The sequence below is a fragment of the Streptomyces luteosporeus genome (genome assembly GCF_039532865.1).
Lineage (GTDB): Bacteria > Actinomycetota > Actinomycetes > Streptomycetales > Streptomycetaceae > Streptomyces > Streptomyces luteosporeus.
Genome location: NZ_BAAASL010000001.1, coordinates 42,630 through 65,544, shown reverse-complemented (window position 1 = coordinate 65,544; position 22,915 = coordinate 42,630). Strand labels below are relative to the sequence as shown.

Annotated in this window: 24 protein-coding genes; 15 read left to right on the top strand and 9 right to left on the bottom strand. The window is 72.5% G+C overall.

All coding sequences use genetic code 11. From position 1 onward, the window contains the following. Nucleotides 1-3 precede the first annotated feature (3 nt). Nucleotides 4-1,200, top strand: coding sequence for an LmeA family phospholipid-binding protein (locus ABD361_RS00330; RefSeq protein WP_344432515.1), 1,197 nt, complete (start codon nucleotides 4-6; stop codon nucleotides 1,198-1,200). Nucleotides 1,201-1,368: 168 nt separating this feature from the next. Here ABD361_RS00330 and ABD361_RS00325 read toward each other — a convergent pair whose 3' ends face one another. The 7 genes from ABD361_RS00325 to ABD361_RS00295 form a co-directional block, all read right to left on the bottom strand. Next, entirely contained in the window at nucleotides 1,369-2,784 is a 1,416-nt protein-coding gene (locus ABD361_RS00325; RefSeq protein ID WP_344432514.1) for a sensor histidine kinase, read from the bottom strand. Then, nucleotides 2,781-3,530, bottom strand: a complete 750-nt coding sequence (locus ABD361_RS00320; protein ID WP_344432512.1) for a response regulator transcription factor — start codon at nucleotides 3,528-3,530, stop codon at nucleotides 2,781-2,783. Before ABD361_RS00320 ends, ABD361_RS00325 begins: the two co-directional genes overlap by 4 nt. A gap of 95 nt (nucleotides 3,531-3,625) precedes the next feature. Beyond that, nucleotides 3,626-4,609 (bottom strand): S1C family serine protease, encoded by a 984-nt coding sequence (locus ABD361_RS00315; protein ID WP_344432511.1) that lies wholly within the window; start codon nucleotides 4,607-4,609, stop codon nucleotides 3,626-3,628. 88 nt (nucleotides 4,610-4,697) lie between these two features. Then, a complete protein-coding gene (locus ABD361_RS00310) occupies nucleotides 4,698-5,720 on the bottom strand; it encodes a LacI family DNA-binding transcriptional regulator (RefSeq protein WP_344432510.1) in 1,023 nt (340 codons plus the stop codon). Between the two features lie 24 nt (nucleotides 5,721-5,744). Continuing rightward, nucleotides 5,745-6,578: a response regulator transcription factor gene (locus ABD361_RS00305; RefSeq protein WP_344432509.1), complete on the bottom strand. Its 834-nt coding sequence runs from the start codon at nucleotides 6,576-6,578 to the stop codon at nucleotides 5,745-5,747. A 377-nt stretch (nucleotides 6,579-6,955) separates the two neighbouring features. Further along, nucleotides 6,956-8,854, bottom strand: coding sequence for an ABC transporter ATP-binding protein (locus ABD361_RS00300; RefSeq protein WP_344432861.1), 1,899 nt, complete (start codon nucleotides 8,852-8,854; stop codon nucleotides 6,956-6,958). 122 nt (nucleotides 8,855-8,976) lie between these two features. Beyond that, entirely contained in the window at nucleotides 8,977-10,710 is a 1,734-nt protein-coding gene (locus ABD361_RS00295) for an ABC transporter ATP-binding protein (RefSeq protein ID WP_344432508.1), read from the bottom strand. Nucleotides 10,711-10,864: 154 nt separating this feature from the next. Between ABD361_RS00295 and ABD361_RS00290 the strand changes: the two genes are divergently transcribed. The 7 genes from ABD361_RS00290 (at nucleotide 10,865) to ABD361_RS00265 (ending at nucleotide 15,392) form a co-directional block, all read left to right on the top strand. Further along, the gene (locus tag ABD361_RS00290) at nucleotides 10,865-11,152 is read left to right on the top strand and encodes a MoaD/ThiS family protein (protein WP_344432860.1); all 288 of its coding nucleotides are present in this window, start codon (nucleotides 10,865-10,867) and stop codon (nucleotides 11,150-11,152) included. Nucleotides 11,153-11,162: 10 nt separating this feature from the next. Then, nucleotides 11,163-12,524 carry a hypothetical protein gene (locus ABD361_RS00285; protein WP_344432507.1) on the top strand — a complete coding sequence of 454 codons (1,362 nt, stop codon included), beginning with the start codon at nucleotides 11,163-11,165 and terminating at the stop codon, nucleotides 12,522-12,524. Between the two features lie 154 nt (nucleotides 12,525-12,678). Continuing rightward, nucleotides 12,679-13,392 carry an LmeA family phospholipid-binding protein gene (locus ABD361_RS00280; protein WP_344432506.1) on the top strand — a complete coding sequence of 238 codons (714 nt, stop codon included), beginning with the start codon at nucleotides 12,679-12,681 and terminating at the stop codon, nucleotides 13,390-13,392. 199 nt (nucleotides 13,393-13,591) lie between these two features. Continuing rightward, the gene (locus ABD361_RS30595; protein WP_361748371.1) at nucleotides 13,592-13,672 is read left to right on the top strand and encodes a putative leader peptide; all 81 of its coding nucleotides are present in this window, start codon (nucleotides 13,592-13,594) and stop codon (nucleotides 13,670-13,672) included. Between the two features lie 173 nt (nucleotides 13,673-13,845). Beyond that, nucleotides 13,846-14,688: a sulfurtransferase gene (locus tag ABD361_RS00275; RefSeq protein WP_344432505.1), complete on the top strand. Its 843-nt coding sequence runs from the start codon at nucleotides 13,846-13,848 to the stop codon at nucleotides 14,686-14,688. Between the two features lie 40 nt (nucleotides 14,689-14,728). After that, nucleotides 14,729-15,019: a DUF1416 domain-containing protein gene (locus ABD361_RS00270; RefSeq protein ID WP_344432504.1), complete on the top strand. Its 291-nt coding sequence runs from the start codon at nucleotides 14,729-14,731 to the stop codon at nucleotides 15,017-15,019. 121 nt (nucleotides 15,020-15,140) lie between these two features. Beyond that, nucleotides 15,141-15,392 carry a DUF3099 domain-containing protein gene (locus ABD361_RS00265; protein ID WP_344432503.1) on the top strand — a complete coding sequence of 84 codons (252 nt, stop codon included), beginning with the start codon at nucleotides 15,141-15,143 and terminating at the stop codon, nucleotides 15,390-15,392. Nucleotides 15,393-15,423: 31 nt separating this feature from the next. Here ABD361_RS00265 and ABD361_RS00260 read toward each other — a convergent pair whose 3' ends face one another. Then, a complete protein-coding gene (locus ABD361_RS00260) occupies nucleotides 15,424-15,789 on the bottom strand; it encodes a DsrE family protein (RefSeq protein WP_344432502.1) in 366 nt (121 codons plus the stop codon). 273 nt (nucleotides 15,790-16,062) lie between these two features. On the opposite strand from ABD361_RS00260, the gene ABD361_RS00255 reads away from it, so the two are divergent. The 6 genes from ABD361_RS00255 to ygfZ all read left to right on the top strand — a co-directional run bounded on the left by ABD361_RS00255 (nucleotide 16,063) and on the right by ygfZ (nucleotide 21,359). Continuing rightward, the gene (locus ABD361_RS00255) at nucleotides 16,063-16,668 is read left to right on the top strand and encodes a heme-binding beta-barrel domain-containing protein (RefSeq protein WP_344432501.1); all 606 of its coding nucleotides are present in this window, start codon (nucleotides 16,063-16,065) and stop codon (nucleotides 16,666-16,668) included. A gap of 244 nt (nucleotides 16,669-16,912) precedes the next feature. Then, nucleotides 16,913-18,001 (top strand): FecCD family ABC transporter permease, encoded by a 1,089-nt coding sequence (locus ABD361_RS00250; protein WP_344432500.1) that lies wholly within the window; start codon nucleotides 16,913-16,915, stop codon nucleotides 17,999-18,001. A gap of 85 nt (nucleotides 18,002-18,086) precedes the next feature. Continuing rightward, nucleotides 18,087-18,860 (top strand): ABC transporter ATP-binding protein, encoded by a 774-nt coding sequence (locus ABD361_RS00245; RefSeq protein ID WP_344432499.1) that lies wholly within the window; start codon nucleotides 18,087-18,089, stop codon nucleotides 18,858-18,860. 17 nt (nucleotides 18,861-18,877) lie between these two features. Further along, on the top strand, nucleotides 18,878-19,912 hold the full coding sequence (locus ABD361_RS00240; RefSeq protein WP_344432498.1) for an ABC transporter substrate-binding protein: 1,035 nt from the start codon (nucleotides 18,878-18,880) through the stop codon (nucleotides 19,910-19,912). A 19-nt stretch (nucleotides 19,913-19,931) separates the two neighbouring features. Next, on the top strand, nucleotides 19,932-20,369 hold the full coding sequence (locus ABD361_RS00235; RefSeq protein ID WP_344432497.1) for a Fur family transcriptional regulator: 438 nt from the start codon (nucleotides 19,932-19,934) through the stop codon (nucleotides 20,367-20,369). Nucleotides 20,370-20,378: 9 nt separating this feature from the next. Further along, the gene (gene ygfZ, locus ABD361_RS00230) at nucleotides 20,379-21,359 is read left to right on the top strand and encodes a CAF17-like 4Fe-4S cluster assembly/insertion protein YgfZ (RefSeq protein ID WP_344432496.1); all 981 of its coding nucleotides are present in this window, start codon (nucleotides 20,379-20,381) and stop codon (nucleotides 21,357-21,359) included. Between the two features lie 265 nt (nucleotides 21,360-21,624). On the opposite strand, the gene dtd is transcribed toward ygfZ, so the two are convergent. Further along, entirely contained in the window at nucleotides 21,625-22,050 is a 426-nt protein-coding gene (gene dtd / locus ABD361_RS00225) for a D-aminoacyl-tRNA deacylase (RefSeq protein WP_344432495.1), read from the bottom strand. Nucleotides 22,051-22,207: 157 nt separating this feature from the next. Here dtd and ABD361_RS00220 point away from each other — a divergent pair, with 157 nt between their 5' ends. Next, nucleotides 22,208-22,903 (top strand): RsiG family protein, encoded by a 696-nt coding sequence (locus ABD361_RS00220; protein WP_344432493.1) that lies wholly within the window; start codon nucleotides 22,208-22,210, stop codon nucleotides 22,901-22,903. Nucleotides 22,904-22,915: the final 12 nt, after the last annotated feature.

The following is a 22,915-nucleotide window of genomic DNA, read 5'->3' as shown; positions in this document are numbered from 1 at the left end:
GTGATGCGCACCCCCACACGCATATCTTCCGTCCCCCCTGACACGCGCATCACACCCGCCCGCATCGTCGCCGCAGACGAGCCGTCGTCTCCCCCCAACCACCGCCGCGGCGGCCCGCGTCCGCACCGCAAGCGGGGCAGGCGGCCCACGCGCCACCGCCCTGCCGGCAGGCCGTACCGTACGGCGACGAAGCTGCTGTTCGCCGCGCTCGCCGGCGTCGCCATCCTTCTGCTGGCCGACCGATGTGCGGCGATGTACGCGGAGAAGAAGGCGCAGCAGCAATTGCAGAAGGCGTTGCACCTGCAGGCGCAGCCGCAGGTCGATATCCGCGGATTTCCGTTCCTGACCCAGGTGGTGGGCAAGCGTCTGCGCCAGGTGGACGTCACCGTGCCGCACGTCGCCGCCGACCGCGTCTCGCTCGCCCGGGTTCACGCCAGTGCCCGTGACATCCGGCTGCACGGTGACCTGCCCGCGGACGTCCGCGGCGCGGTCATCGGGCGCTTGGAGGGCAACGTCCTGCTCGCGTTCGACGACATGAACCGCGAACTGGGCGCTTCACAAGTGAAGTTCAGCGACCTCGGCGGCAACGCGATCGGCGCCAGAGGCCGGCTGGCCGTGGCCGGCCAGGAGCTCGTCGTACGGGCCCGGGCGCACCTGCGCCGTACCGGCGACGACGGGATCGCCACCGAGATCGACGGCATGAGCCTGGACATTCCCCGCGTCGCGACCTACCACCCCGGCGGTACGGACAAGCGCCTGGTGCTGCACCGCGAGGCCGCCGAGCGCATCAGCAAGGATGTGGCGCGGGTGAAGGCGCTGCTGTCCGTTCCCGCGATCGCGGAGCGGCTGGGCGTGCCGGCGTCGGTGGCGGCGCAGGCGTTGCGCAGCGAGGAGCGCCTGCACGAGGTGGCGGGCACGCCCCGGTTCGTCGAGGAGCTGATGCGGCTGAACTTCGTCGACGTCCTCGCCGAGCACCCGTGGCTGCTGGAGAAGCTGGGCGTCGATCCGAAGCTGCTCACTGCACTGTCGGAGCTGCAGCCGCCGGAGCTCGCCGACCGGCTGTCGCTGTCCTTCCAGCTGCCTGCGCAGGCGAAGGAGTACGACCTGCGCCTGCAGGCGGTGACGGTGGAGCGCGACGGCATCCGCGCAGACCTGTCGGCAGCCGCGCTGCCGGTGGGATCCTCCGGCAGCACCTCGTAAGGCAGCGCCCCATAGGGGCGCGGGGAACTGCGCGACAAGCCACGACGCGCCTGCGACGGAGTACCGGGACGGCACGTCGGCTGCGGGCCGTCGGTGGCCGATCGCGCCCGCGCGGCGGAGCCGCAGATCAACATGGCCCCGCGCCCCTTCGGGGCGCTGCCCCGTCCGCTAAAGCGGCGGCGGCTCCACCGCCGCTCCCGGCAGCCGCACGGTTGCCACCGTGCCGCCGCCGTCCGCCGGGCGCAGCGTGACCTCGCCGCCCGCCTGCTGCACCGTGCGGGCGACGATGGACAGGCCCAGGCCGCTGCCGGGCAGGCTGCGGGCCGAGGGCGAGCGCCAGAAGCGGTCGAAGACGTGCGGGAGTTCGTCGGCGGGGATGCCCGGTCCGTGGTCGCGGACGGTCAGTTCGCCGTCCGCGAGCCGTACCTCGATCACGCCGCCGGACGGGCTGAACTTGACCGCGTTGTCGAGCAGGTTGACCACTGCGCGCTCCAGCGCGCCCGCCTCGGCGCGCACGTACCACGGGTCGACGTGCGCGTCGATGGTGAGCCCGGCGCCGGCGGCCCGCAGGCGGGCGCGGGTCAGGGCGCGGTCGACCGCCTCGTGGAGGGGCACGACCTGCAGGGGGCCGCTGCCCTCGGGCCCGTCGGGCCGGGAGAGTTCCTGCAGGTCGCCGATGAGCGCGGCGAGCTCGGCCATCTGGGCGCGGACGCTGGCGAGGAGCTCCTTGCGGTCGTCGGCCGGGATGGCCCGGCCGGTCTCCTCGCTGCGGGCGAGCAGGTCGATGTTGGTGCGCAGGGAGGTGAGCGGGGTGCGCAGCTCGTGTCCGGCGTCGGCGATCAGCTGCTGCTGGCGGTCGCGGGAGGAGGCCAGGGCGGCGGTCATGGCGTTGAAGGAGCTGGACAGGCGCGCGATCTCGTCGTCCCCCTCCACGGGGATGCGGACGGCGAGGTCCTGGGTGCGGGCGATGTGTTCGACGGCGCCGGTGAGCCGGTCGACCGGGCGCAGGGCGGCGCGGGCGATCCACAGGCCGGCGGTCGCCGCGAGGACGACGCCCACGCCGGCGGTGAGCACGAGTACGACGGCCAGGGAGCCCAGGGGTTTGTCGACGTCGCTGAGCGGCTGGGCGATGGAGACGGCGGTGTTGGGCAGGACCTGCTGGTTGGGGAAGCGGTAGGTCGCCACGCGCATCCGCTGGCCGTCGGTGGCCACGGCGTCGTGCAGGACCTCGCCGGCCTGTCCGGCGGCGACGGCCAGGTCGGCCCCGACGACCTTGATCGCGGGTTTGCCGGGCGTGGTGCACACCAGGCCGTTCGCCGTGACGACCTGGATGGTGTACGAGCCGGGGGCCGGCGGCAGGCCGGAGGGGTTGGTGCCGCAGCTGCGCACGAGCTGCAGGACGGCCCGCTCGTCGACCTGCTGGTTGGACAGGGTGGTGTCCCGCTGGTGGCCGAGCTGCTCCTTGGTGACGACCCAGCAGGCGCCGGCCGCCAGGGCGACGGCCACGGCGACGGCGGCGGCCGTCAGCAGGGCGAGCCGGGAGCGCAGGGGCAGCACACGGAACCGGTGGATCAGCCGTTTCATTCGGCGCCGCCGCTGCCGGTGCCGCCGCTGCGCAGGACGTACCCCACTCCGCGGACGGTGTGCACCAGCCGCGGCTCGCCCCCGGCCTCGGTCTTGCGCCGCAGGTACATCACGTACACGTCCAGGGAGTTCGAGGACGGCTCGAAGGCGAAGCCCCACACGGACTTCAGGATCTGCTCCCGGGTGAGCACCTGCCGCGGGTGGGCCAGGAACAGCTCCAGCAGGGTGAACTCCGTGCGCGTCAGTTCCACGCGCCGGCTGCCGCGGGTGACCTCGCGGGTGGCGAGGTTCATGGTCAGGTCGGCGAAGGAGAGCGTCTGCTCCTCGGCGGCCGCCGGGGCGGCGGGGGCCGCGTACGAGCTGCGGCGCAGCAGGGCGCGGATGCGGGCCAGCAGCTCGTCGAGCTCGAACGGCTTGACCAGGTAGTCGTCGGCGCCGGCGTCCAGGCCGGTGACCCGGTCGCCGACCGTGTCGCGGGCGGTGAGCATCAGGATGGGCACCCGCACCCCGGAGGCGCGCAGGCGGCGGGCGGCGGTCAGGCCGTCCATGCGCGGCATCAGCACGTCGAGCACGATCAGCTCGGGGTCGTACGCGGCGACCTTCTCCACGGCGTCCAGCCCGTCGACGGCCGTCTCGGTGGCGTAGCCCTCGAAGGCCAGGCTGCGGCGCAGGGCCTCGCGGACGGCGGGCTCGTCGTCCACGATCAGGATGCGGGCGGGCGTCTCGCCGTGCTCGGCGGGGCTCATCTGCGGTACCTCATGGATTCGATCGGTCGGCGGCGGTTGCGGCAGCGGTGGTCGGCAGCGCTCCCAGCCTGCCACGCGACCGGGTGGCGGGGCGTTCAGGCGTTGGTGCCGCCCGCCCGCAGCTTCGCCAGGTCGGCCTTGAGGGTGTTGACGGGGATGGCGAAGCCGAGGCCGACGCTGCCGGCGGATTCGCCGGAGCCGCCGCCCTGCCCGCCGGGGGCGTACATGGCCGAGTTGATGCCGATGATCTCGCCGTTCATGTTGATCAGCGCGCCGCCGGAGTTGCCGGGGTTGAGGGCGGCGTCCGTCTGGATGGCCTTGTACGTGGTCTTGTCGGAGCCGGTGTCGCCGTTGTACTGGTTGCCGCCGAACTCGAACGGCCACTGCGGCAGCCCGCGCTGCTGCTGCCGCTGGCCCTGGCCGCGGCCCTGTTCCTTGGAGACGGTCACGTCGCGGTTGAGGGCGGAGACGATGCCGCTGGTCACGGTGCCGGTCAGGCCCTCCGGGGAGCCGATGGCCACGACCTGGTCGCCGACGACGAGCCTGCTGGAGTCGCCGAGGGTGGCGGCCTTGAGGCCCTTGGCGTCCTTGAGCTTGACCAGCGCCAGGTCCTTGCCGGGGTCGGTGCCGACGACGGTGCCGGTCTTCGTGCTGCCGTCCTTGAGCGAGACCTGGACGGTGTCGGCGCCCGCGACGACGTGGTTGTTGGTGACGACCTCGCCGTCACCGGTGATGATCACGCCCGAGCCGGTGGACTGTCCCGCACCGGTGCTGGCCTTGATCTCCACGATGCTGGGGCTGACGGCGGAGGCGACGGCCGAGACGCCGCTGCCCTTGAGGGAGGCGTTCTGCACGGGCGTGGAGTGGGCGGCGCTGCCGGTTCCGCCGCCGGTCAGCTCGCCCACGAGGGCGGCGGAGCCGCCGCCGACGACGGCGGCGACGAGCGCGCAGGCGGCGAGCAGCGCACCGGGGCGCCGGCCCTTCGGGCGGCGGTGGGGCTGGGGCGCGGGGTCGAAGCCCGCGTACGGCGGGTTCGCGGGGGGCGCCGGGTACTGCTGCGGGTTCGTGTGCTCGTCCATGCCCATGACTGTGCTCCGCCCGGATGAGAACAGTCTGAGGAGGCGCTGAGATCCGCCGAAGAACCGGGCCGGGTAGGCCGCGGCCGGGTCAGCCGCAGCCGCAGCTGCGGCGGATCACCAGGCGGGAGGGGAACTGCTTCAGGCGCTCCCGGCGCGAGCCGGCCACCCGCAGGCCGTCGTCGAGGACGAGGTCGACGGCCGAGCGGGCCATCGCCTGCCGGTCGGAGGCCACCGTGGTCAGGGGCGGGTCGGTCAGCGCCGCCTCCTTGACGTCGTCGAAGCCGGCCACCGCCAGCTCCCCCGGCACGTCGATGTCCAGCTCGCGGGCCGCCCGCAGCACGCCGATGGCCTGGTCGTCGGTGGCGCACAGCAGCGCCGGCGGCCGGTCGGGGCCGGCCAGCAGCTGCAGGGCGACCTTGTAGGCGTCGTAGCGGTTGTAGGGCGCCGGGAAGAGGCGGCCCTCGGTGCCGAGGCCGGCCTCGCGCATGGCACGGCGCCAGCCCTCGACGTGGTCGGTGACGGGGTCGCCGATGGTCGGGGTCTCCTCGGTGCCGCCGAGGCAGGCCACGTAGGGGTGGCCGTGCTCCAGCAGGTGCCGGGTGGCGAGCTGGGCGCCGCCGACGTCGTCGGTGACGACGGCGACGTCGTCGATCGCGTCGGGCCTGCGGTGCATCAGGACCACGCGGGCGTCCCAGGCGTCGATCTCCAGGGCGGCGGTCTCGCTGGGGCCCTGGCTGATCAGGATGAGACCGGAGACCCGCATGCCCAAGAAGGCACGCAGGTAGTGCACTTCGCGCTCGTCGAGGTAGTCGGAGTTCCCGACGAGGACCATCTTGCCGCGCTCGGCCGCGGCCTGCTCGACCGCGTGCGCCATCTCGGCGAAGAAGGGCTGCCGCGCGTCCGGGACGATCAGGCCTATGAGGTCGGTGCGGCGGGAGGCCATGGCCTGGGCGACCCGGTCGGGCCGGTAGCCCAGCTCCTTGATCGCGGCCAGCACCCGCTCCCGCGTCGCCGGTGCCACCGGGCGCGGTCCATTGTTGATGACGTAGCTGACGACCGCGGTAGACGTTCCCGCAAGCCGTGCCACATCGTCCCGCGTCACCTTGGCCACGCGCGGCAGTCTACGCGGGTCCACCTACCGTTTCACCGGGCGAGCGGCCTCGGATCCGGCGCCCTGGGTGTGTTCCGCCCCACGCTGCCGGCCGGCGTCCCGCTCCTTCGGGGCGCCCTCCGTCTTCGCGGGCGTCCCGGGGTCGTCCGCCTTCGCCGCCTTCGCCGCCTTCTCCGGTTTCTCGGGCTTCTCCGGCAGGACGAAGCGGTAGCCGACGTTGCGCACGGTGCCGATCAGCGACTCGTGCTCGGGCCCGAGCTTGGCCCGCAGCCGCCGCACGTGCACGTCGACCGTGCGGGTGCCGCCGAAGTAGTCGTAGCCCCAGACCTCTTGCAGCAGCTGGGCGCGGGTGAAGACCCGGCCCGGGTGCTGGGCGAGGTACTTCAGCAGCTCGAACTCCTTGAAGGTCAGGTCCAGGACCCGGCCCTTGAGCTTGGCGCTGTAGGTGGCCTCGTCGACGGAGAGGTCGCCGGTGCGGATCTCCATGGGGCTGTCGTCCGTGGAGATCTGCTGGCGGCCCATCGCCAGCCGCAGCCGGGCCTCGACCTCGGCGGGGCCGGCGGTGTCGAGCAGCACGTCGTCCACGCCCCAGTCGGCGGTGACGGCGGCCAAGCCGCCCTCGGTGACCACGAGGAGCAGCGGGCAGCCCGGTCCGGTGGAGCGCAGCAGCTGGCACAGGCTGCGCACGTGGGGCAGGTCGCGCCGGCCGTCGATCAGTATGACGTCGGCGCCGGGGGTCTCCACCAGGGCCGGCCCCTCGGCGGGGGCCACGCGCACGCTGTGCAGCAGCAGCCCCAGCGCGGGCAGCACCTCGGTGGACGGCTGGAGCGCGTTCGTCAGCAGCAGCAGGGAACTCATCGGCCGCCACCCGCTCCGGTCGTCGTCGTGTCGCTCTCGCGCTTGCTCGTCTCTCGTGCGCTTCGCTCGCCCATTGCGTCGGTTCCTCCTCGGTCCCTGCGAGGACGGTGGGGGGCACTGCTCGTCGTCCGAATGCACAAAAGGACCCGGGGGCCACGCTGCCCGGATCCTTCCTGCGCAGCAGAATAACCCACGAGACTTTCCGGGGTCCGGATGACTTTGCACGACCTTGTGTTTCGTCGGTCACTTCGAGTGGTCGTCGCCGCGCACCCTTGACGGCCGCCGGCCGCCGGTCGCCGGCCGCACCCCGCAACCAGTCTGCCGCCTCGACCGGGGTCCCGGGGGCGCGAAGCCCCCGGAATCCCGTCAAGGCTCCGTCAGGCTTCCGCGACCGGCTGCGCGAACTGCGCGTCGTACAGACGGGCGTACGCGCCGTCCGCGGCCAGCAGCGACTCGTGGGTGCCCTGCTCCACGATCCGCCCGGACTCCATCACCAGGATCACGTCCGCGTCCCGGATGGTGGAGAGCCGGTGCGCGATCACGAAGCTCGTCCGGCCCGCCCGCAGGCGGCCCATCGCCTGCTGGATGAGTACCTCCGTACGGGTGTCGACCGAGCTCGTCGCCTCGTCGAGGACGAGGATCTCCGGCTCGGCGAGGAACGCCCGGGCGATCGTGATCAGCTGCTTCTCGCCGACGCTGACGTTGGAGCCCTCCTCGTCGATCACCGTCTCGTAGCCGTCGGGCAGCGTGCGCACGAAGCGGTCGACGTGGGTGGCCCTCGCCGCCTCCACGATCTTGTCCATGGAGGTGCCCTCGGGCGCCCCGTAGGCGATGTTCTCGGCGATGGTGCCGCCGAAGAGCCAGGTGTCCTGCAGCACCATGCCGATGTGGGAGCGCAGCTCCTCGCGGGACATCGCGGCGATGTCGGTGCCGTCGAGGGTGATGCGGCCGCCGCCCACCTCGTAGAAGCGCATGAGCAGGTTGACCAGGGTGGTCTTGCCGGCGCCGGTGGGGCCGACGATGGCCACGGTCTGGCCGGGGCGCACGGTCAGCGAGAGGTCCTCGATGAGGGGCCTGTCCGGCTCGTAGCGGAAGGAGACCTCCTCGAAGACGACCTCGCCGCGCACGGGGCCCACCACGGGCGCGTCCGCCGCGTCCGGGCGCTGCTCCTCGGCGTCGAGCAGCTCGAAGACCCGCTCGGCGGAGGCCACGCCCGACTGGACGAGGTTGGCCATGGAGGCCACCTGGGTGAGCGGCTGGCTGAACTGCCGCGAGTACTGCACGAACGCCTGGACGTCACCGATGGACAGCGCGCCGGTGGCCACCCGCAGACCGCCGACGACGGCGACCAGGACGTAGTTCAGGTTGCCGATGAACATCATCGCCGGCTGGATGATGCCGGAGATGAACTGTGCCTTGAAGCCGGCCTCGTAGAGGTTCTCGTTCTCCTTGCGGAAGGCCTCCGCGGACTCCTTCTGGCGGCCGAAGACCTTCACCAGCGAGTGGCCGGTGTACATCTCCTCGATGTGGGCGTTGAGCTTGCCCGTGGACTTCCACTGCGCGACGAACTGCGGCTGCGCCCGCTTGCCGATCCTGGTGGCGACCAGGATCGACACCGGCACGGTGACCAGCGCGACCAGCGCCAGCAGCCAGGAGATCCAGAACATCATCGCCAGCACGCCGACGATCGTCAGCAGGGAGGCGATGATCTGGCTGAGGGTCTGCTGGAGCGTCTGGGCGATGTTGTCGATGTCGTTGGTGGCGCGGGAGAGCACCTCGCCGCGCTGCTGCTTGTCGAAGTAGCTCAGCGGCAGCCGGCCCAGCTTCTCCTCCACCTGCTGGCGCAGCCGGAAGACGGCCCGCTGCACCACGGTGGTGGCGATGCGCGCCTGCACGAGCCCGAAGAGGGAGGAGCCGAGGTAGATCAGCGCCACCCACAGCAGGACGGTGCCGACCGCGCCGAAGTCGATGCCCTGGCCGGGCGTGAAGTCGACGGCGGAGAGCACGTCGGCGATCTTGTCGTTGCCCTGCTGCCGCATGTGCGCCAGGACCTCGGCCTTGGTGCTGCCGGCGGGCATCTGCGCGCCGACGACGCCGGCGAAGAGCAGGTCGGTGGCCCGGCCCAGGATCTTGGGGCCGACGACGGCCAGCGCCACGCTGGCCACGCCGAGCGCCAGCGCGACGTAGATGATGCCCCGCTCGGGCCGCAGCTGCCCCAGCAGCCGGCGGGCCGAGGGGCCGAAGTTCATGGACTTCTCGGTGGGCTGGCCGCCCATGAAGCGGGCCATGCCGGTGGCCGGGGCCGGGCCTCTGCGGGCCGGGGCGGCGGGGGCGGCCGGTTTGCCGCCGTCCTCGCCGCCGCCGGCGGCTGCGGGGGGCGTGGGTTTCTCGAGGGACGTCACGCCGCCTCCTCCTCGGTGAGCTGGGAGAGCACGATCTCCCGGTAGGTCTCGTTCGTCGCCATGAGTTCGGTGTGGGTGCCGGTGCCGACGACCCGGCCGCCGTCGAGGACCACGATGCGGTCGGCGTCGCGGATGGTCGACACCCGCTGGGCGACGATCACCACGGTCGCCTCTTCCGTCTCGCGCGCCAGCGCGGCGCGCAGCCGGGCGTCGGTGGCGTAGTCGAGGGCGGAGAAGGAGTCGTCGAAGAGGTAGATCCCGGGCTTGCGCACCAGGGCCCGGGCGATCGCCAGGCGCTGGCGCTGACCGCCGGAGACGTTGGTGCCGCCCTGGGCGATCGGGGCCTCCAGGCCGCCGTCCAGGGCCTCGACGAACTCGCGGGCCTGCGCGGTCTCCAGCGCCTGCCACAGCTCCTCGTCGGTGGCGTCGGGACGCCCGTAGCGCAGGTTGGAGGCGACGGTGCCGGAGAAGAGGTACGGCTTCTGCGGGACGAGGCCCACGGCCTCGCTCATCACGACCGGGTCGAGCTCGCGCACGTCCACGCCGTCGACGTACACCGTGCCCGCCGTGGCGTCGAACAGCCGGGGTATGAGCCCGAGCAGCGTCGACTTGCCGCTGCCGGTGGAGCCGATCACGGCGGTGATCTCGCCGGGGCGGGCGACGAGGGAGACGTCCTTGAGGACGGGCTCCTCGGCGCCGGGGTAGCCGAAGGCGACGCCGCGCAGCTCCAGGTGGCCGTGGCGGCGCAGCTCGGTGACCGGTGCGACGGGGGGCACCACGCTGGAGTCGGTGGCCAGGACCTCCTGGACGCGCTCGGCGCAGACCTCGGCGCGCGGCACCATCATGAACATGAAGGTGGCCATCATGATGGCCATCAGGATCTGCATGAGGTAGCTGAGGAACGCCGTCAGCGCACCGATCTCCATGCCGCCGTCCGCGATGCGGTGTCCGCCGAACCACACGACGGCGACGGAGGAGAGGTTCACGACGAGCATCACGGACGGGAACATCAGCGACATCAGCCGGCCGGCACGCAGCGAGACGTCCATCAGCTCGGTGTTGGCGCCCGTGAATCGTTTCCGCTCGTGCTCGTCCCGTACGAAGGCGCGAATGACCCGAATGCCGGTGATCTGCTCGCGCAGCACCCGGTTGACCGTGTCGATGCGCTCCTGGACGCCGCGGAAGATCGGCCGCATGCGCCAGACGATCAGCCCCACGATGGCGGCCAGGACGGGGACGATCACCAGCAGCAGCGCCGAGAGCGGCACGTCCTGCTCGATGGCGAGCACCACGCCGCCGACGCACATGATCGGTGCCGAGACCATGAGGGTGAACGCCATCAGGGTCAGCATCTGCACCTGCTGGACGTCATTGGTGGTCCGGGTGATCAGTGACGGGGCCCCGAACTGCCCCATTTCGCGCGCCGAGAAGGACTGCACCCGGTCGAAGACCGCCGCGCGCAGGTCCCGGCCGACGGCCATGGACGTGCGGGCGCCGTAGTAGACGGCGCCGATCGCGCAGACGATCTGCGCCAGGGTCACGGCGAGCATGAGGCCACCGGTGGTCAGGATGTAACCGGTGTCGCCCTTCACGACGCCTTTGTCGATGATGTCCGCGTTGAGATTGGGGAGATAAAGCGTGGCGAGGGTCTGGACGAGCTGAAGCAGCACGATCAGCGCTATCGCTCTGGAATAAGGCCGCAAATAGGACCGAAGAAGTCGCACCAACACACAAGCAGCCTATGCGAGCGCCACTCCGAACGGCCTGCCCTTTACCGGCTGGGGACGGCCGGCGCCACGACACCCGTCATCATGGAGGCGGCAGAAAAGGAAAGGGGTCGCCGTGGCGACGACACACACGGCACGACCGGCGCCGCCGGAGGCGTTGCCGGCCCAGCCGGGACCGCCGGACGCGCCGTCCGGCACGATCCGGTACTGGGCCGCGGCCAAGGCCGCCGCCGGCACCGCCGAGGAACCCTGCACCGGCCACACGTTGGCCCAGGTGCTGGACGCGGCCAGGCACCGGCACACGGGGCGGCCCGAGTTCGCGCGCGTGCTCGCGCGCTGCTCGTTCCTCGTGGACGGCAATCCCGTCGGCACGCGCGACCACGCGACGGTGCGACTGACCGAGGGCGGCACGGTCGAGGTGCTCCCGCCCTTCGCAGGAGGGTGACCCCGACAGCATGAGCGAACAACATCACCACCCCTACGACCCGCAGCGGCCCGCCGAGCCGTACCCGCCGTACGGAACCGGGCCCTACCCGGCGTACGACACGGGTGCCGATGCGCACCGGCCCTCGTACGGCGGGCAGGACGACTACGGCTACGGGCAGCAGCCGGCGTACGGGCAGCAGCCGGCCGCCCAGTGGCCGCAGCCCGGGCACGAGGAGCACGACCGGCACGACGAGCCGGTGACCCAGACCTGGCAGACCCAGACCTGGGACGCCCGCGCCTGGCAGCAGGAGCCCGCACCGGAGAACGCCGGGAATGCTGGAAATGCTGGGAATGCCGGGAACGCTGCCCCTCAGGCCGCCCCCTATGCCGCGTCGTACGACTCCTCCTTCGGCTCCCCCTGGCCGGCCGGCGGCGCCCGGGGCGCCGCCGAGTGGGCCCGGCAGGAGGCCGCCCACGAGCAGGCCGCCGCCTCGGCGCCGCTGCCCCCGGCGTCCCTGCCGCACCCGGAGCCGTACGGCGGGCCGCAGGCCCACGGCGGGCCCGAGGCGTACGCCCCCGAGGCATACGCCCCCGCGGCGGCCGTCGCGGTCGCCGAGGCCGAGCCCGAGCGGCCGCTGACCGCGGCGGAGAAGGCCCGGGCCGAGGGCCGGCCGCAGATCCTGCCGCCGGGCCTGCAGCCCGCACTGCTGACCTCCGTCCTGGCCGCGCTGCTGGCGCTGGCCGCCCCGCTGGCCCGGCCCGTGCTGGCCGTGCCGGTGGTGCTGCTGCAGGCGGTGACCGCGGCGGGCTGGTTCCGGCTGAACGGCATGTGGCCCGCCCGGCAGGGCATCGCGCTCGCCTTCCTCGGCGGCGTCGTCGCCGACGCCGGGCTGCTGGCGGCGGGCGAAGGACACGCCCCGACGGTGCTGCTGGGCACGCTCGGCGTGTGGATCCTGCTGGTCATCGTCCTGCAGCTGCGCAGCCACGCCTCGCCCGACGAGCGGCTGTACGGCCTGACGGCGGCCACCGCCTCCGCGGCCCTCGCGGTCGTCGCGGGCGGCCTGCTGGCGGCCGAGCCCGACGCCGTGGTCGCGGGCGCGCTCGGCGTGGCCGCGGCGGCCCTGGCCCGGGCCCTGCCGCTGCCCTCGCTGCTCTCCCCCGTCGTCGCCCTCGTCGCCGCGGCGGGCGCGGGCGTGGCCGCCGGCCAGCTGACCGGCATGGGCGCCTCCGCCGCCCTGCTGGGCGCGGCCGCGGGCGTGTGCGCCCTGGTCGGACTGCGGGTGGCCAGCTACGACTACCCCTCGCGGTTCGTCCACATGACCGCCGGCGTGGCCCTGCCCCTGACGGTGGCGGCGCCGGTGGTCTACGTCCTGGGCCGGGTGCTCGGCTGACGCAGGCCCCGGCAGGACCGGCCCCGGCAGCGGTTACAGACCGGTTACGCCGGGGTCGGTCATTTGTACGTTCGGTCCGGTTAGGCTCGACCGGCAGGCCAGGGGGCCTGGCCGGGCCGAGCCCGACCGACCGAACGTGGGGGATCCGCAGCCGATGCGTGCCATTCGGACACTTCTGATCGTCGCCGTCGTCCTCGGAGCGCTCTTCGTGGCCGGCGACCGGGCGGCCGTGTGGTTCGCCGAGAACCAGGTCGCCGACAAGATACGCAGCAGCCAGAACCTCTCCGGCACGCCCGAGGTCTCCATCAAGGGCTTCCCCTTCCTCACCCAGGTCGCGAACTCGCGGCTCGACGAGGTCGACGTGAAGCTCGACGGCGTCACGGCCGGCACCGGCACCCAGTCGGTCAAGGTCAGCGGCTTCGACGCCCGGCTGCACGACGTCCGTATCAACAGCAGCTTCTCCTCCGCCGTCGCCGGCCGCGCCACCGGCACGGCCCACCTGACGTACGAGGAGCTGACCAAGGCCGCCAACGACCCCGACGTCACCGTCGCCTACGGCGGCCAGGGCGGTGCCGGCGGCAACCAGGTCAAGGTGACCGGCAAGGCGACCGTCGCCGGCCAGCCCGTGCAGCGCAGCGTGACCTCCACGGTCACCGTCACCGGCGGCGACACGATCCGGGTGCGCGCGAACGAGGTCCCCGCCGAGGGCGCCCGCATCCCCGGCATGGAGCAGAAGATCCGCGAGAAGACGGACTTCGACCGGAAGATCACCGGCCTGCCCCGCGGCATCAAGCTCGACAAGGTCGTCACCACGCCCACCGGCGTCGACATCACCCTCACCGGCACCGACGTCAACCTGGCGGGCTGAGCGACGTCCGCGCCGTCCCGCTGGGCGAGACGGACGAGTCCGCCGCTCAGCCCGTGTGGACTACCGGCCGGTACGGAAGGGCCGGAAGGGGCCCGCGCGAGCGCCCCGGCGCACCGCCCGTCCCACTATCCGGAATTCTGCGTCTCAGTATTCGACTGCCCGGTGACAGGGCTCCCGACGCCTCCCTACGATCGTCCCCATGAGGCGACAGGCAGATCTCACGAAGCGGCGGGCAGTGGACCTGTGCCGCGTTGCCGCCATGCTCTGTCGCCATGTCTGACGGGAACCGCTCGCCGGCTCCCTTAACGGCCGGACACCCCGGCCGCCCTCTCCCCGCATCAACGCGAGCACTCCGCTCCACCCTTCGCGCGGCGCCGCGCCCTGCCGCCGCGCTCCTCCCCCATGGCCCCGCACCGGCCCGGGGGTACCCCCATCGCCCCGGAGGAGAACAGCATGAGCCGCAGTGACGTCCTGGTGGACGCCGACTGGGTACAGGCCCGCATCGACGCAGGCGACCCCAAGACCGTCATCGTCGAGGTCGACGAGGACACGTCCGCCTACGACAAGAACCACATCAAGACCGCCATCCGGATCGACTGGAAGAGCGACCTGCAGGACCCCGTCCGCCGCGACTTCGTCGACCAGGCCGGCTTCGAGAAGCTGCTGTCCGAGAAGGGCATCGCCAACGACGACACCGTCGTCCTCTACGGCGGCAACAACAACTGGTTCGCCTCCTACGCCTACTGGTACTTCAAGCTCTACGGCCACCAGGACGTCCGCCTCCTCGACGGCGGCCGCAAGAAGTGGGAGCTCGACTCCCGCGACCTGGTCGCCGAGGTGCCCCAGCGGCCCCGCACGGACTACAAGGCCAAGCCCCAGGACGCCTCCATCCGCGCCTTCCGCGACGACGTCGTGGCCGCCATCGGCACGCTCAACCTCGTCGACGTGCGCTCCCCCGACGAGTTCAGCGGCAAGCTGCTCGCCCCGGCGCACCTGCCGCAGGAGCAGTCGCAGCGCCCCGGCCACGTGCCGACCGCGCGCAACATCCCCTGGTCCAAGGCGGCCAACGACGACGGCACCTTCAAGTCCGACGAGGAGCTGAAGGCGCTCTACGAGGCCGAGGGCGTCGACCTCGCCAAGGACACCATCGCCTACTGCCGCATCGGCGAGCGCTCGGCGCACACCTGGTTCGTGCTGCACGAGCTGCTCGGCCAGCCCAACGTCCGCAACTACGACGGCTCCTGGACGGAGTACGGCTCCCTCGTCGGCGTGCCGATCGAGCTCGGCTCCAACTGAGGCCCCACGCCGACCGCGGCAACCGAAAGGAATCGACAACATGTGTGGAGCGAAGGCCGGCGGCCCCGACGCCTCGGCGGTCAAGCCCGGTGAGACCACGATCCAGGGCTCGGTGACCCGCGACGGCGAGCCGGTGGCCGGTTACGTGCGCCTGCTGGACGCCACCGGCGAGTTCACCGCCGAGGTCCCCACCTCGGCGACCGGGCAGTTCCGCTTCTACGCGGCCGAGGGCACCTGGACCGTACGCGCCCTCGTGCCCGGCGCCACGGCGGAGCGCACCGTCGTCGTCAAGGAGAAGGGCGCGCTGGCGGAGGTCGCCATCGCCGTCTGAGGCGATGCGGGACGCCACGAGGCGGTACCGAAACGGCGAAGGGCCGCACCCCAGGGGTTGGACGCCACGATGGGGGGTGCGGCCCTTCGCGCCGCGCGGCTTCCGGTCGTACGGTGAGAGTGTGTACGCGCGGCGCAGGCACGTCTACTTCGCCATGATGGGCACCTGCATCTTCCTGTTCGTCCTGGCGTGGGCCGTGGTGCGCCTGTGGTCGGTGCCGGCGGCCGTGGGGCTGTGCCTGTTCGCCATGGTCATCCCGCCGGTGGCCGCCATCGTCGCCAACCGCCGGGGCCCCGACGACCGCTGGTGGGACGACCCGTCGGGCGACCCGGAGTCGGACAAGTGGTGGGACGAACTGGACGGGAAGCGCTAGCTCCCGGCTCGGTATCAGTGGACGAGGGCGCTCAGTAGACGAGGGCCTGGACGCCGTCCGCCATCGCCTCGCTCACGAAGACCTGCGCGCCGGCGATGCGCGCGCCCTCGATGAGGTCCTTCTCCTCGATGCCCCGCCGCGCCGCGCACTGCGTGCACAGCGTGATCATCCCGCCGCCCGCCTTGATCCCCTCGATCAGCTCCGGCAGCGGCGCCGCGTGCGGCAGCTCGAACTCCGCCGCCCGCCCCGGCAGCGCGAACCACGACGACTCGCCCGTCAGCCACAGCGACACCTCGACGCCGCTGGCCACGGCCACCGCCGCCACCGTGAACGCCTGCGAGCACCGCTCGGGCGCGTCCGCGCCCGCCGTCACCTTGATCACCAGCTTCTTCGGCATGCGGCCACTGTAGGGCGCGGGACGCGCGGAACCCCACGATCAACCTCACAGCGCCCCGCCGCACCCGGCGGACTAGACTCGTCCCCGCTACGCACACGTACACGTACCACCCACTCCGACCGAGGAGCGCGCTCGTGCTTGAAGGCTTCTTCACCACCCTGCTGGTACTGGTCGCCGTCGGCGTACTCGCCTTTATGGGCCTGACCTGGAAGAAGCTGTACCAGGGCCAGCGCTGACCCCTTTGTCCGCACCCACGACAGATCGCCTGAGCTCATGATCGAGATTCCGTCCGACCTCCACCCCAGCCTCGTCCCCCTGGTCTTCCTCCTCGGCAAGTGGGAAGGCGCGGGCGTCGCCGACTTCCCCGGTGCCGAGCAGTGCAACTTCGGGCAGGAGGTCGTCTTCAGCCACGACGGGCGTGACTTCCTCGAGTACGTCTCGCACTCCTGGGTGCTCGACGCCGACGGCAAGCCCGTCAAGCCGCTGGAGACCGAGAGCGGCTACTGGCGCATCGACAAGGACCGCAAGGTCGAGATCGTCATGATCCGCGACTCCGGCATCGTCGAGGTCTGGTACGGCGAGCTGGCCGACCAGAAGCCGCAGATCGACATCGCCACCGACGCCGTCGCCCGCACCGCCGCCTCCGGCCCGTACTCGGGCGGCAAGCGTCTGTACGGCTACGTCAAGGGCGACCTGATGTGGGTCGGCGAGAAGGCCACCCCCGAGGTGCCGCTGCGCCCGTACATGTCGGCCCAGCTGAAGAAGGTCCCGCAGGCCGACGACCTGCAGGCCTGGGCGCGCAACCTGCCCGACGACATGCCCGACGGCGTCGCCTTCTTCAACCCCGACGGCACGCCCTACAAGCCCGAGGGCGAATAACCCGCACCACCCTCAGCACCACCCGGTACGCCGCGGGGGAAGTCCGGTCGAATTCCGGCGCTGACCCGCAACGGTAGGCGGCAGGCCCTGCACGGGGCCTGCCGCGAGCCCGATCGCCCGCGGCGCGCCTGCTCCCTGCCCGACTCGCCGTGGACTGCGAGGGTCAGACCCCGTTCGTACGCATGGCCGCACGGCCGCGCGTACGCCCAGCACACGGCCCGAGGCGAAGGCGTACGCCCGTCCCGTGTCGACCGACCTCCCGGCCGCCGCCCCGGCCGCCCGCACCCGCACGGCGGCCCGCCGGCTGCCGCTGCCACCCCTGATCGCCGGGCTCGCCGCCGCCCTCCTCGTGTCGCTGCTGTGCTGCACGGCCCTCGGCGCCGCCGGCATCGGCTGGGGCCGCACCCTGCGCTACCTGCACGCCGGGCTGACCGGCGGCACCATCACCACCGACGAGCTGCCCGCCTACAACGTCGTCTGGGAGCTGCGCCTCCCCCGCGCCCTGCTGGCCGCCGTGGTCGGCGCCGGGCTGTCGGCCGTGGGCGTGGCCGTGCAGGCCATGGTCCGCAACGCCCTCGCCGACCCGTTCGTCCTCGGCATCTCCTCCGGCGCCGCCGTCGGCGCCAACGCCGTGCTCATCTTCGGCGCCCTCGGCTCGCTGGGCGTCTGGGCCCTCTCCGGCGCCGCCTTCACCGCCGCCCTGATCTCCATGGCCCTGGTGTACGCCGTGGCCCGCACCCGCCAGGGCCTGACCCCGCTGCGGCTCGTCCTGACCGGCAGCGCCATGTACTACGGCTTCTCCGCCGTCACCACCCTCATGGTCTTCAGCGCCGAACGCGGCGAGGCGGCCCGCTCGGCCATGATGTGGCTGCTGGGCAGCCTCGGCGGCGCCTCCTGGGCCTCCGTACCCATCGCGGCCGCGGTGGTGGCCGCCGGCACCGGCTGCCTGCTGTGGTGGGGCCGCAGCCTGAACGCGCTGGCCATGGGCGACGAGACCGCGACCACCCTGGGCGTGGACCCCGACCGGCTGCGCCGCCTGCTGTTCGTGGTCACCGCGGCCGTCACCGGCGCCGTCGTCGCCGTCAGCGGCGCGATCGGCTTCGTCGGCCTGATGGTCCCGCACGTGGCCCGCATGCTCGTGGGCGCCGACCACCGCCGCGTCCTGACCGTGGCCCCCCTACTGGGCGCCGTCCTGCTGGTCTGGGTGGACGTGGTCTCCCGCCTCCTCCTGGCACCGGTCGAACTCCCGGTGGGCGTCATCACGGCCCTGATCGGCGTCCCCTGCTTCGTGGCCCTGATGCGCCGCCACGGCTACGTCTTCGGGGGTGCGTGATGCCCCGTTGTGGGCAATCGTTCCGCAGGGCGGAACGGGTGGGCACAAACCACCCCCGGACCCGCACCCGAGGGGGCACGCCGTGATGCGGCTCGACATAGAAAACCTCGCCGCAGACGCCGCAGGCGTGAACCTCCTGAAGGACGTCGCCCTCCGGGCGAACAGCGGCCAATTCGTGGGCCTGGTAGGGCCCAACGGCAGCGGCAAGTCCACCCTCCTCCGCTGCGTCTACCGCGCCCTGCGCCCCTCCGCCGGCCGCATCCTGCTGGGCGGCGACGACGCGCACGCCCTCACCGCCCGCGAGGCCGCGCAGCGATTGGCCGCCCTCCCGCAGGACGCGGCCGGCGGCGAGTTCGACTTCACCGCCGCCGAGGTGGTGGCCATGGGCCGCCTGCCGCACCAGCGGGCCGCGGCCCGCGCGACGTCCGCGGACGCCGAAGCCTGCACCGCCGCCCTGGCCCGCGTGGGCGCCGCCCACCTGGCCGACCGCGGCTTCCTGTCGTTGTCGGGCGGTGAGAAGCAGCGGGTGCTGATCGCCCGGGCGCTGGCCCAGGAGCCGAAGGTGCTGGTGCTGGACGAGCCGACGAACCACCTGGACATCTCGCAGCAGCTGGAGGTGCTGGCGCTGGTGCGCGACTCCGGCCCGACCGTGCTGGCGGCGCTGCACGACCTGAACCTCGCCGCGACCCACTGCGACGTGCTGTACGTCATCGCCGCCGGCCGCGTCGTGGCCTCCGGGCCGCCGCACTCCGTACTGACCGCCGAGCTGCTCGCGGAGGTCTTCGGCGTGCGTGCGCACCGGGTGCCGCACCCGGTCTCCGGTGTTCCGCAGCTGCTCTTCGACCGCCTCCCCCGTTAGCTTCCCGTTAGGACCGCATGCGTACTCGCCGCCCTGCCCGCCTCTCCCTGGCCCTGCTCTGCGTGATCACCCTGACGAGTTGCGGCGCGAAGGTTTCGGACGCTTCCGGCGACAAACAGGCCGCAGGCCGCTCCTCGGGCCACTACCCGGTCACCATCGAGAACTGCGGCGTGAAGACCACGTACGACAAGGCACCGCAGCGCGTGGTCACCAATGACGTGGGCATCTCGGAGATCATGTTCGCGCTCGGCCTGGAGGACCGCATGGCGGGCTACGTGGCGCCCGCGTACACCACCAGCCGCCCGGACGCCGACGTCCCGTGGAAGGACGGCTACGCCAAGGTGAAGCGGCTGTCCACCAAGGAGATCAACAAGGAGCTGGTGCTGGACGCGCGGGCCGACCTGGTCTTCGCGGGCTGGAACTACGGCTTCGGCGAGGGCAACGGCCTGACCCCCGAGCGGCTGAAGCAGCTCGGCGTGGGCTCGTACGTGCTCACCGAGTCCTGCCACAACGGCACCGGCGGCTCGCGCGGCGTGATGCCGCCGCTGGAGGCCCTGTACACGGACCTGGAGACGCTGGGGAAGATCTTCGACGTGGAGGACCGCGCCCGCGCCCTCGTGGCGGGTTTCCGCAAGCGCGTCGCCGACGCCCAGGCACAGGTGCCGAAGGACGGCCGGGCGCCGCGGGTCTTTCTCTACGACGACGGCCGCGACAAGCCCGTCACCGCCGGCGCCTACGCGGGCGCCCACGACATCATCACGAAGGCGGGCGGCGACCACGTGATGAAGGACTTGAAGGACACCTGGGTCACGGTCGGCTGGGAGACCGTGGTCGAACGCGACCCCGAGGTCATCGTCATCAACAACTACGGCGACGTCGGCGCGGAGCAGAAGAAGAAGTTCCTCATGTCCTACCCGCCGCTGGCGGGCGTCTCGGCCGTCAGGAACGACCGCGTCTTCGTCCTGGACTACGTCGACCTCGTCGAGAGCCCCCGCAACCCTGCGGCCGTCGCCGCGCTCGCCGGCTACCTGAAGGGGGTACGCGAGCACTGAGGCTGCCTAGACTGGGGGCGTGGTGGAAACCGACTGGCAGAGCGACCTCCGAAAGCGCGGCTACCGGCTGACCCCGCAGCGACAGCTCGTCCTGGAGGCGGTCGACCGGCTCGAACACGCGACGCCGGACGACATCCTGACCGAGGTCCGCCGGACCGCGGGCGGGGTGAACATCTCGACCGTCTACCGGACGCTGGAGCTGCTGGAGGAGCTGGGCCTGGTCAGCCACGCCCATCTCGGTCACGGCGCGCCGACGTACCACCTCGCCGACCGGCACGACCACATACACCTCGTCTGCCGCGACTGCACGGACGTCATCGAGGCCGACCTGTCGGTGGCCGCCGGCTTCACCGCGAAGCTGCGCGAGGAGTTCGGTTTCGAGACGGACATGAAGCACTTCGCGATCTTCGGCCGGTGCTCCGGCTGCACCTCGAAGGAGCAGGGCGGGGCCCCGTAGGCTGGGGGCATGCTGTCTCACACGCCCAGCCCGCTGCTGTCGTCGCCCGGCGCCGTCGCCGCCGAGAGCCCGGACGAAGGTGTCGCCGCGCACTACGGCGACCCGTTCCGCGAACAGCGCGCGCTCGCGGACGGAAGGGGTTTCGTCGACCTCTCGCACCGGGGCGTCGTCGCGGTCACCGGGCCGGAGCGGCTGAGCTGGCTGCACCTGCTCGTCACCCAGCACGTCAGCGAGCTGCCGCCCGGGCAGGCGACGCAGGCGCTGATCCTCTCCCCGCACGGCCACATCGAGCACGCCCTGTACCTCGTGGACGACGGCGCGACGACGTGGATGCACGTCGAGCCGGGCACGCAGGAGGCGCTGATCTCCTACCTGGAGAGCATGAAGTTCTTCTACAAGGTCGAGGTGGCCGACCGCACGGCCGACGTCGCGGTGGTCCACCTGCCGGCCGGCTCGATCGCCGAGGTCCCGGACGACGTCGTCGTGCGCGAGACGTCGTACGGCCGTGACCTGTTCCTGCCCCGCGAGCGCCTCGCGGACTTCGCCGCCGCCCACGGCCCGGCCGCCGGCGTGCTGGCCTACGAGGCGCTGCGCGTGGAGGCCCACCGGCCGCGGGTCGGGCGGGAGACCGACCACCGCACGATCCCCCACGAGCTGGGGCTGATCGGGGTGGCCGTGCACCTGCAGAAGGGCTGCTACCGCGGCCAGGAGACCGTGGCGCGCGTGCACAACCTGGGCAAGCCGCCGCGCCGGCTGGTCTTCCTGCACCTGGACGGCAGCGAGGTCACCCTGCCGGGTCACGGCGCGCCCGTCCGTCTCGCCGCCGACGGCCCCGAGGGCCGTCAGCTGGGCTTCGTCACGACGTCGGCCCGCCACCACGAGCTGGGCCCGATCGCCCTGGCCCTGGTCAAGCGCAACGTCCCCGTGGACGCCCCCCTCCTGGTGGGCGAGGGCACGGCGGCGTCGCAGGAGGTCGTGGTCGAGCCGTAGACAGGGGCCGGGGGCTGTCCGGCGGACCGGGCAGCGACCTGCGGGTGCGTCGTGGCTTGTCGCGCCCGCGCGGCGAAGCCGCAGATCGACACTGCCCCGCGCCCCTGACGGGGCACTGCACCAACCCACGGCGCCCCGTAGGGGCGCGGGGCAGTGCCGATATGCGGCTGCCGCCGCGTGGGCGCGATCGGCCACCGACGGCCCGCAGTCGAACGCGCTGCCCCGAGGCCCGAACGAAGCCCGGCGAAGGCCCGCCGGTCCGGCCCTAGACCTCCAGCAGCACCGTGAACGGGCCGTCGTTCGTCAGCGACACCTTCATGTCCGCCCCGAACACCCCCGTCTCCACCCGCGCCCCGAGCGAGCGCAGCTGGGCGACGACCTCGTCGACGAGCGGCTCGGCAACCTCTCCGGGCGCCGCCGCGTTCCACGTCGGCCGCCGCCCCTTCCGGGCGTCACCGTAGAGAGTGAACTGGGAGATCACCAGCAAAGGTGCCCCCACGTCGGAGCACGACTTCTCGTCCGCCAGCACCCGCAGGCTCCACAGCTTGCGGGCCAGGCGCGCGCACTGCTCCCGCGTGTCCTCGTGCGTCACGCCGACCAGCACGCACAGGCCCTCGCCGAGGATCTCGCCGACCACCTGTCCGTCCACGGTGACGCTCGCACCGTTCACCCTCTGCACCACTGCACGCATACGGACCATGATGCCCTGCGCCCATTCAGGGCTGTTCGGGCGGAGAGACCCTGCGCCCGGGGCGCGCGGAATGGCACGATGCGTGCAGGCGGTGCCTTTTGCGGGCAACGGCAAGGCGATCCGGCCGCACACCGCCTGCCCGAGGGGACGGAACCGCATGACCACACCCACCGAGGACGGCCCCCTGCTGGAGGCAGCCGAGTTGCGGGACCTCAAGGACTCCCACGACAACAGGAGCCACCTCGACACCAGAGACGTCAGGGATCTCAGGGACCACAAAAGCTTCAAGGACCTCAAGGCAGTGGACAGCTTGCAGGCCAGGCCCCCGAGCCAGCGCTCCGGCCGGCTGGCGGACGTCGCCGGCCGGCGACCGACCGAGCTGCGCCTGTCCGAGCTGCGCGCCCTGCGCCGGGAGTCCCAGCGGGAGGAGGCCGACCTCAGCTACGTGCGCCGCCTGCTGCAGGGCCGCATCGACATCCTGCGGGCGGAGCTGGGCCGGCGGGCCGCCCCGGGCTCACCGCTCGTCGAGCGGCTGCTGGTCGACCGCCTGCCGGAGATCCTCGCCGACGGCCCCTCCGACCACCGCTCCTCCGCCCGCCACGTGACGCTCGGCACGCCGCACGGCGAGGAGTACCGCCGACTGGCCGACGACATGCTCTCCGAGGTCGGGCTGTCCGACCTCGGTGCCCGCACCGACCAGGAACTGCGCGACGGCATGCGCCGCCTGGTGGCGTACGAGCGGCAGGTCTCCGTGCGGCGCCGGCGGTTGCAGCGCACGGCCGACGACTGCGGTGCCGAGATCGCCCGCAGGTACCGCGAGGGGGAAGCCCAAGTGGACGACCTGCTCCCGTGACCCTGCTCCCGT

Bases quoted from the DNA above. Each gene is read 5' to 3' on its own strand.
- ABD361_RS00330 (WP_344432515.1), top strand. From the start codon at position 4: ATGCGCACCCCCACACGCATATCTTCCGTCCCCCCTGACACGCGCATC.
- ABD361_RS00325 (WP_344432514.1), bottom strand. From the start codon at position 2,784: ATGAAACGGCTGATCCACCGGTTCCGTGTGCTGCCCCTGCGCTCCCGG.
- ABD361_RS00320 (WP_344432512.1), bottom strand. From the start codon at position 3,530: ATGAGCCCCGCCGAGCACGGCGAGACGCCCGCCCGCATCCTGATCGTG.
- ABD361_RS00315 (WP_344432511.1), bottom strand. From the start codon at position 4,609: ATGGACGAGCACACGAACCCGCAGCAGTACCCGGCGCCCCCCGCGAAC.
- ABD361_RS00305 (WP_344432509.1), bottom strand. From the start codon at position 6,578: ATGAGTTCCCTGCTGCTGCTGACGAACGCGCTCCAGCCGTCCACCGAG.
- ABD361_RS00300 (WP_344432861.1), bottom strand. From the start codon at position 8,854: ATGGGCGGCCAGCCCACCGAGAAGTCCATGAACTTCGGCCCCTCGGCC.
- ABD361_RS00285 (WP_344432507.1), top strand. From the start codon at position 11,163: ATGAGCGAACAACATCACCACCCCTACGACCCGCAGCGGCCCGCCGAG.
- ABD361_RS00280 (WP_344432506.1), top strand. From the start codon at position 12,679: ATGCGTGCCATTCGGACACTTCTGATCGTCGCCGTCGTCCTCGGAGCG.
- ABD361_RS30595 (WP_361748371.1), top strand. From the start codon at position 13,592: ATGAGGCGACAGGCAGATCTCACGAAGCGGCGGGCAGTGGACCTGTGC.
- ABD361_RS00275 (WP_344432505.1), top strand. From the start codon at position 13,846: ATGAGCCGCAGTGACGTCCTGGTGGACGCCGACTGGGTACAGGCCCGC.
- ABD361_RS00270 (WP_344432504.1), top strand. From the start codon at position 14,729: ATGTGTGGAGCGAAGGCCGGCGGCCCCGACGCCTCGGCGGTCAAGCCC.
- ABD361_RS00260 (WP_344432502.1), bottom strand. From the start codon at position 15,789: ATGCCGAAGAAGCTGGTGATCAAGGTGACGGCGGGCGCGGACGCGCCC.
- ABD361_RS00255 (WP_344432501.1), top strand. From the start codon at position 16,063: ATGATCGAGATTCCGTCCGACCTCCACCCCAGCCTCGTCCCCCTGGTC.
- ABD361_RS00245 (WP_344432499.1), top strand. From the start codon at position 18,087: ATGCGGCTCGACATAGAAAACCTCGCCGCAGACGCCGCAGGCGTGAAC.
- ABD361_RS00240 (WP_344432498.1), top strand. From the start codon at position 18,878: ATGCGTACTCGCCGCCCTGCCCGCCTCTCCCTGGCCCTGCTCTGCGTG.
- ygfZ (WP_344432496.1), top strand. From the start codon at position 20,379: ATGCTGTCTCACACGCCCAGCCCGCTGCTGTCGTCGCCCGGCGCCGTC.
- dtd (WP_344432495.1), bottom strand. From the start codon at position 22,050: ATGCGTGCAGTGGTGCAGAGGGTGAACGGTGCGAGCGTCACCGTGGAC.
- ABD361_RS00220 (WP_344432493.1), top strand. From the start codon at position 22,208: ATGACCACACCCACCGAGGACGGCCCCCTGCTGGAGGCAGCCGAGTTG.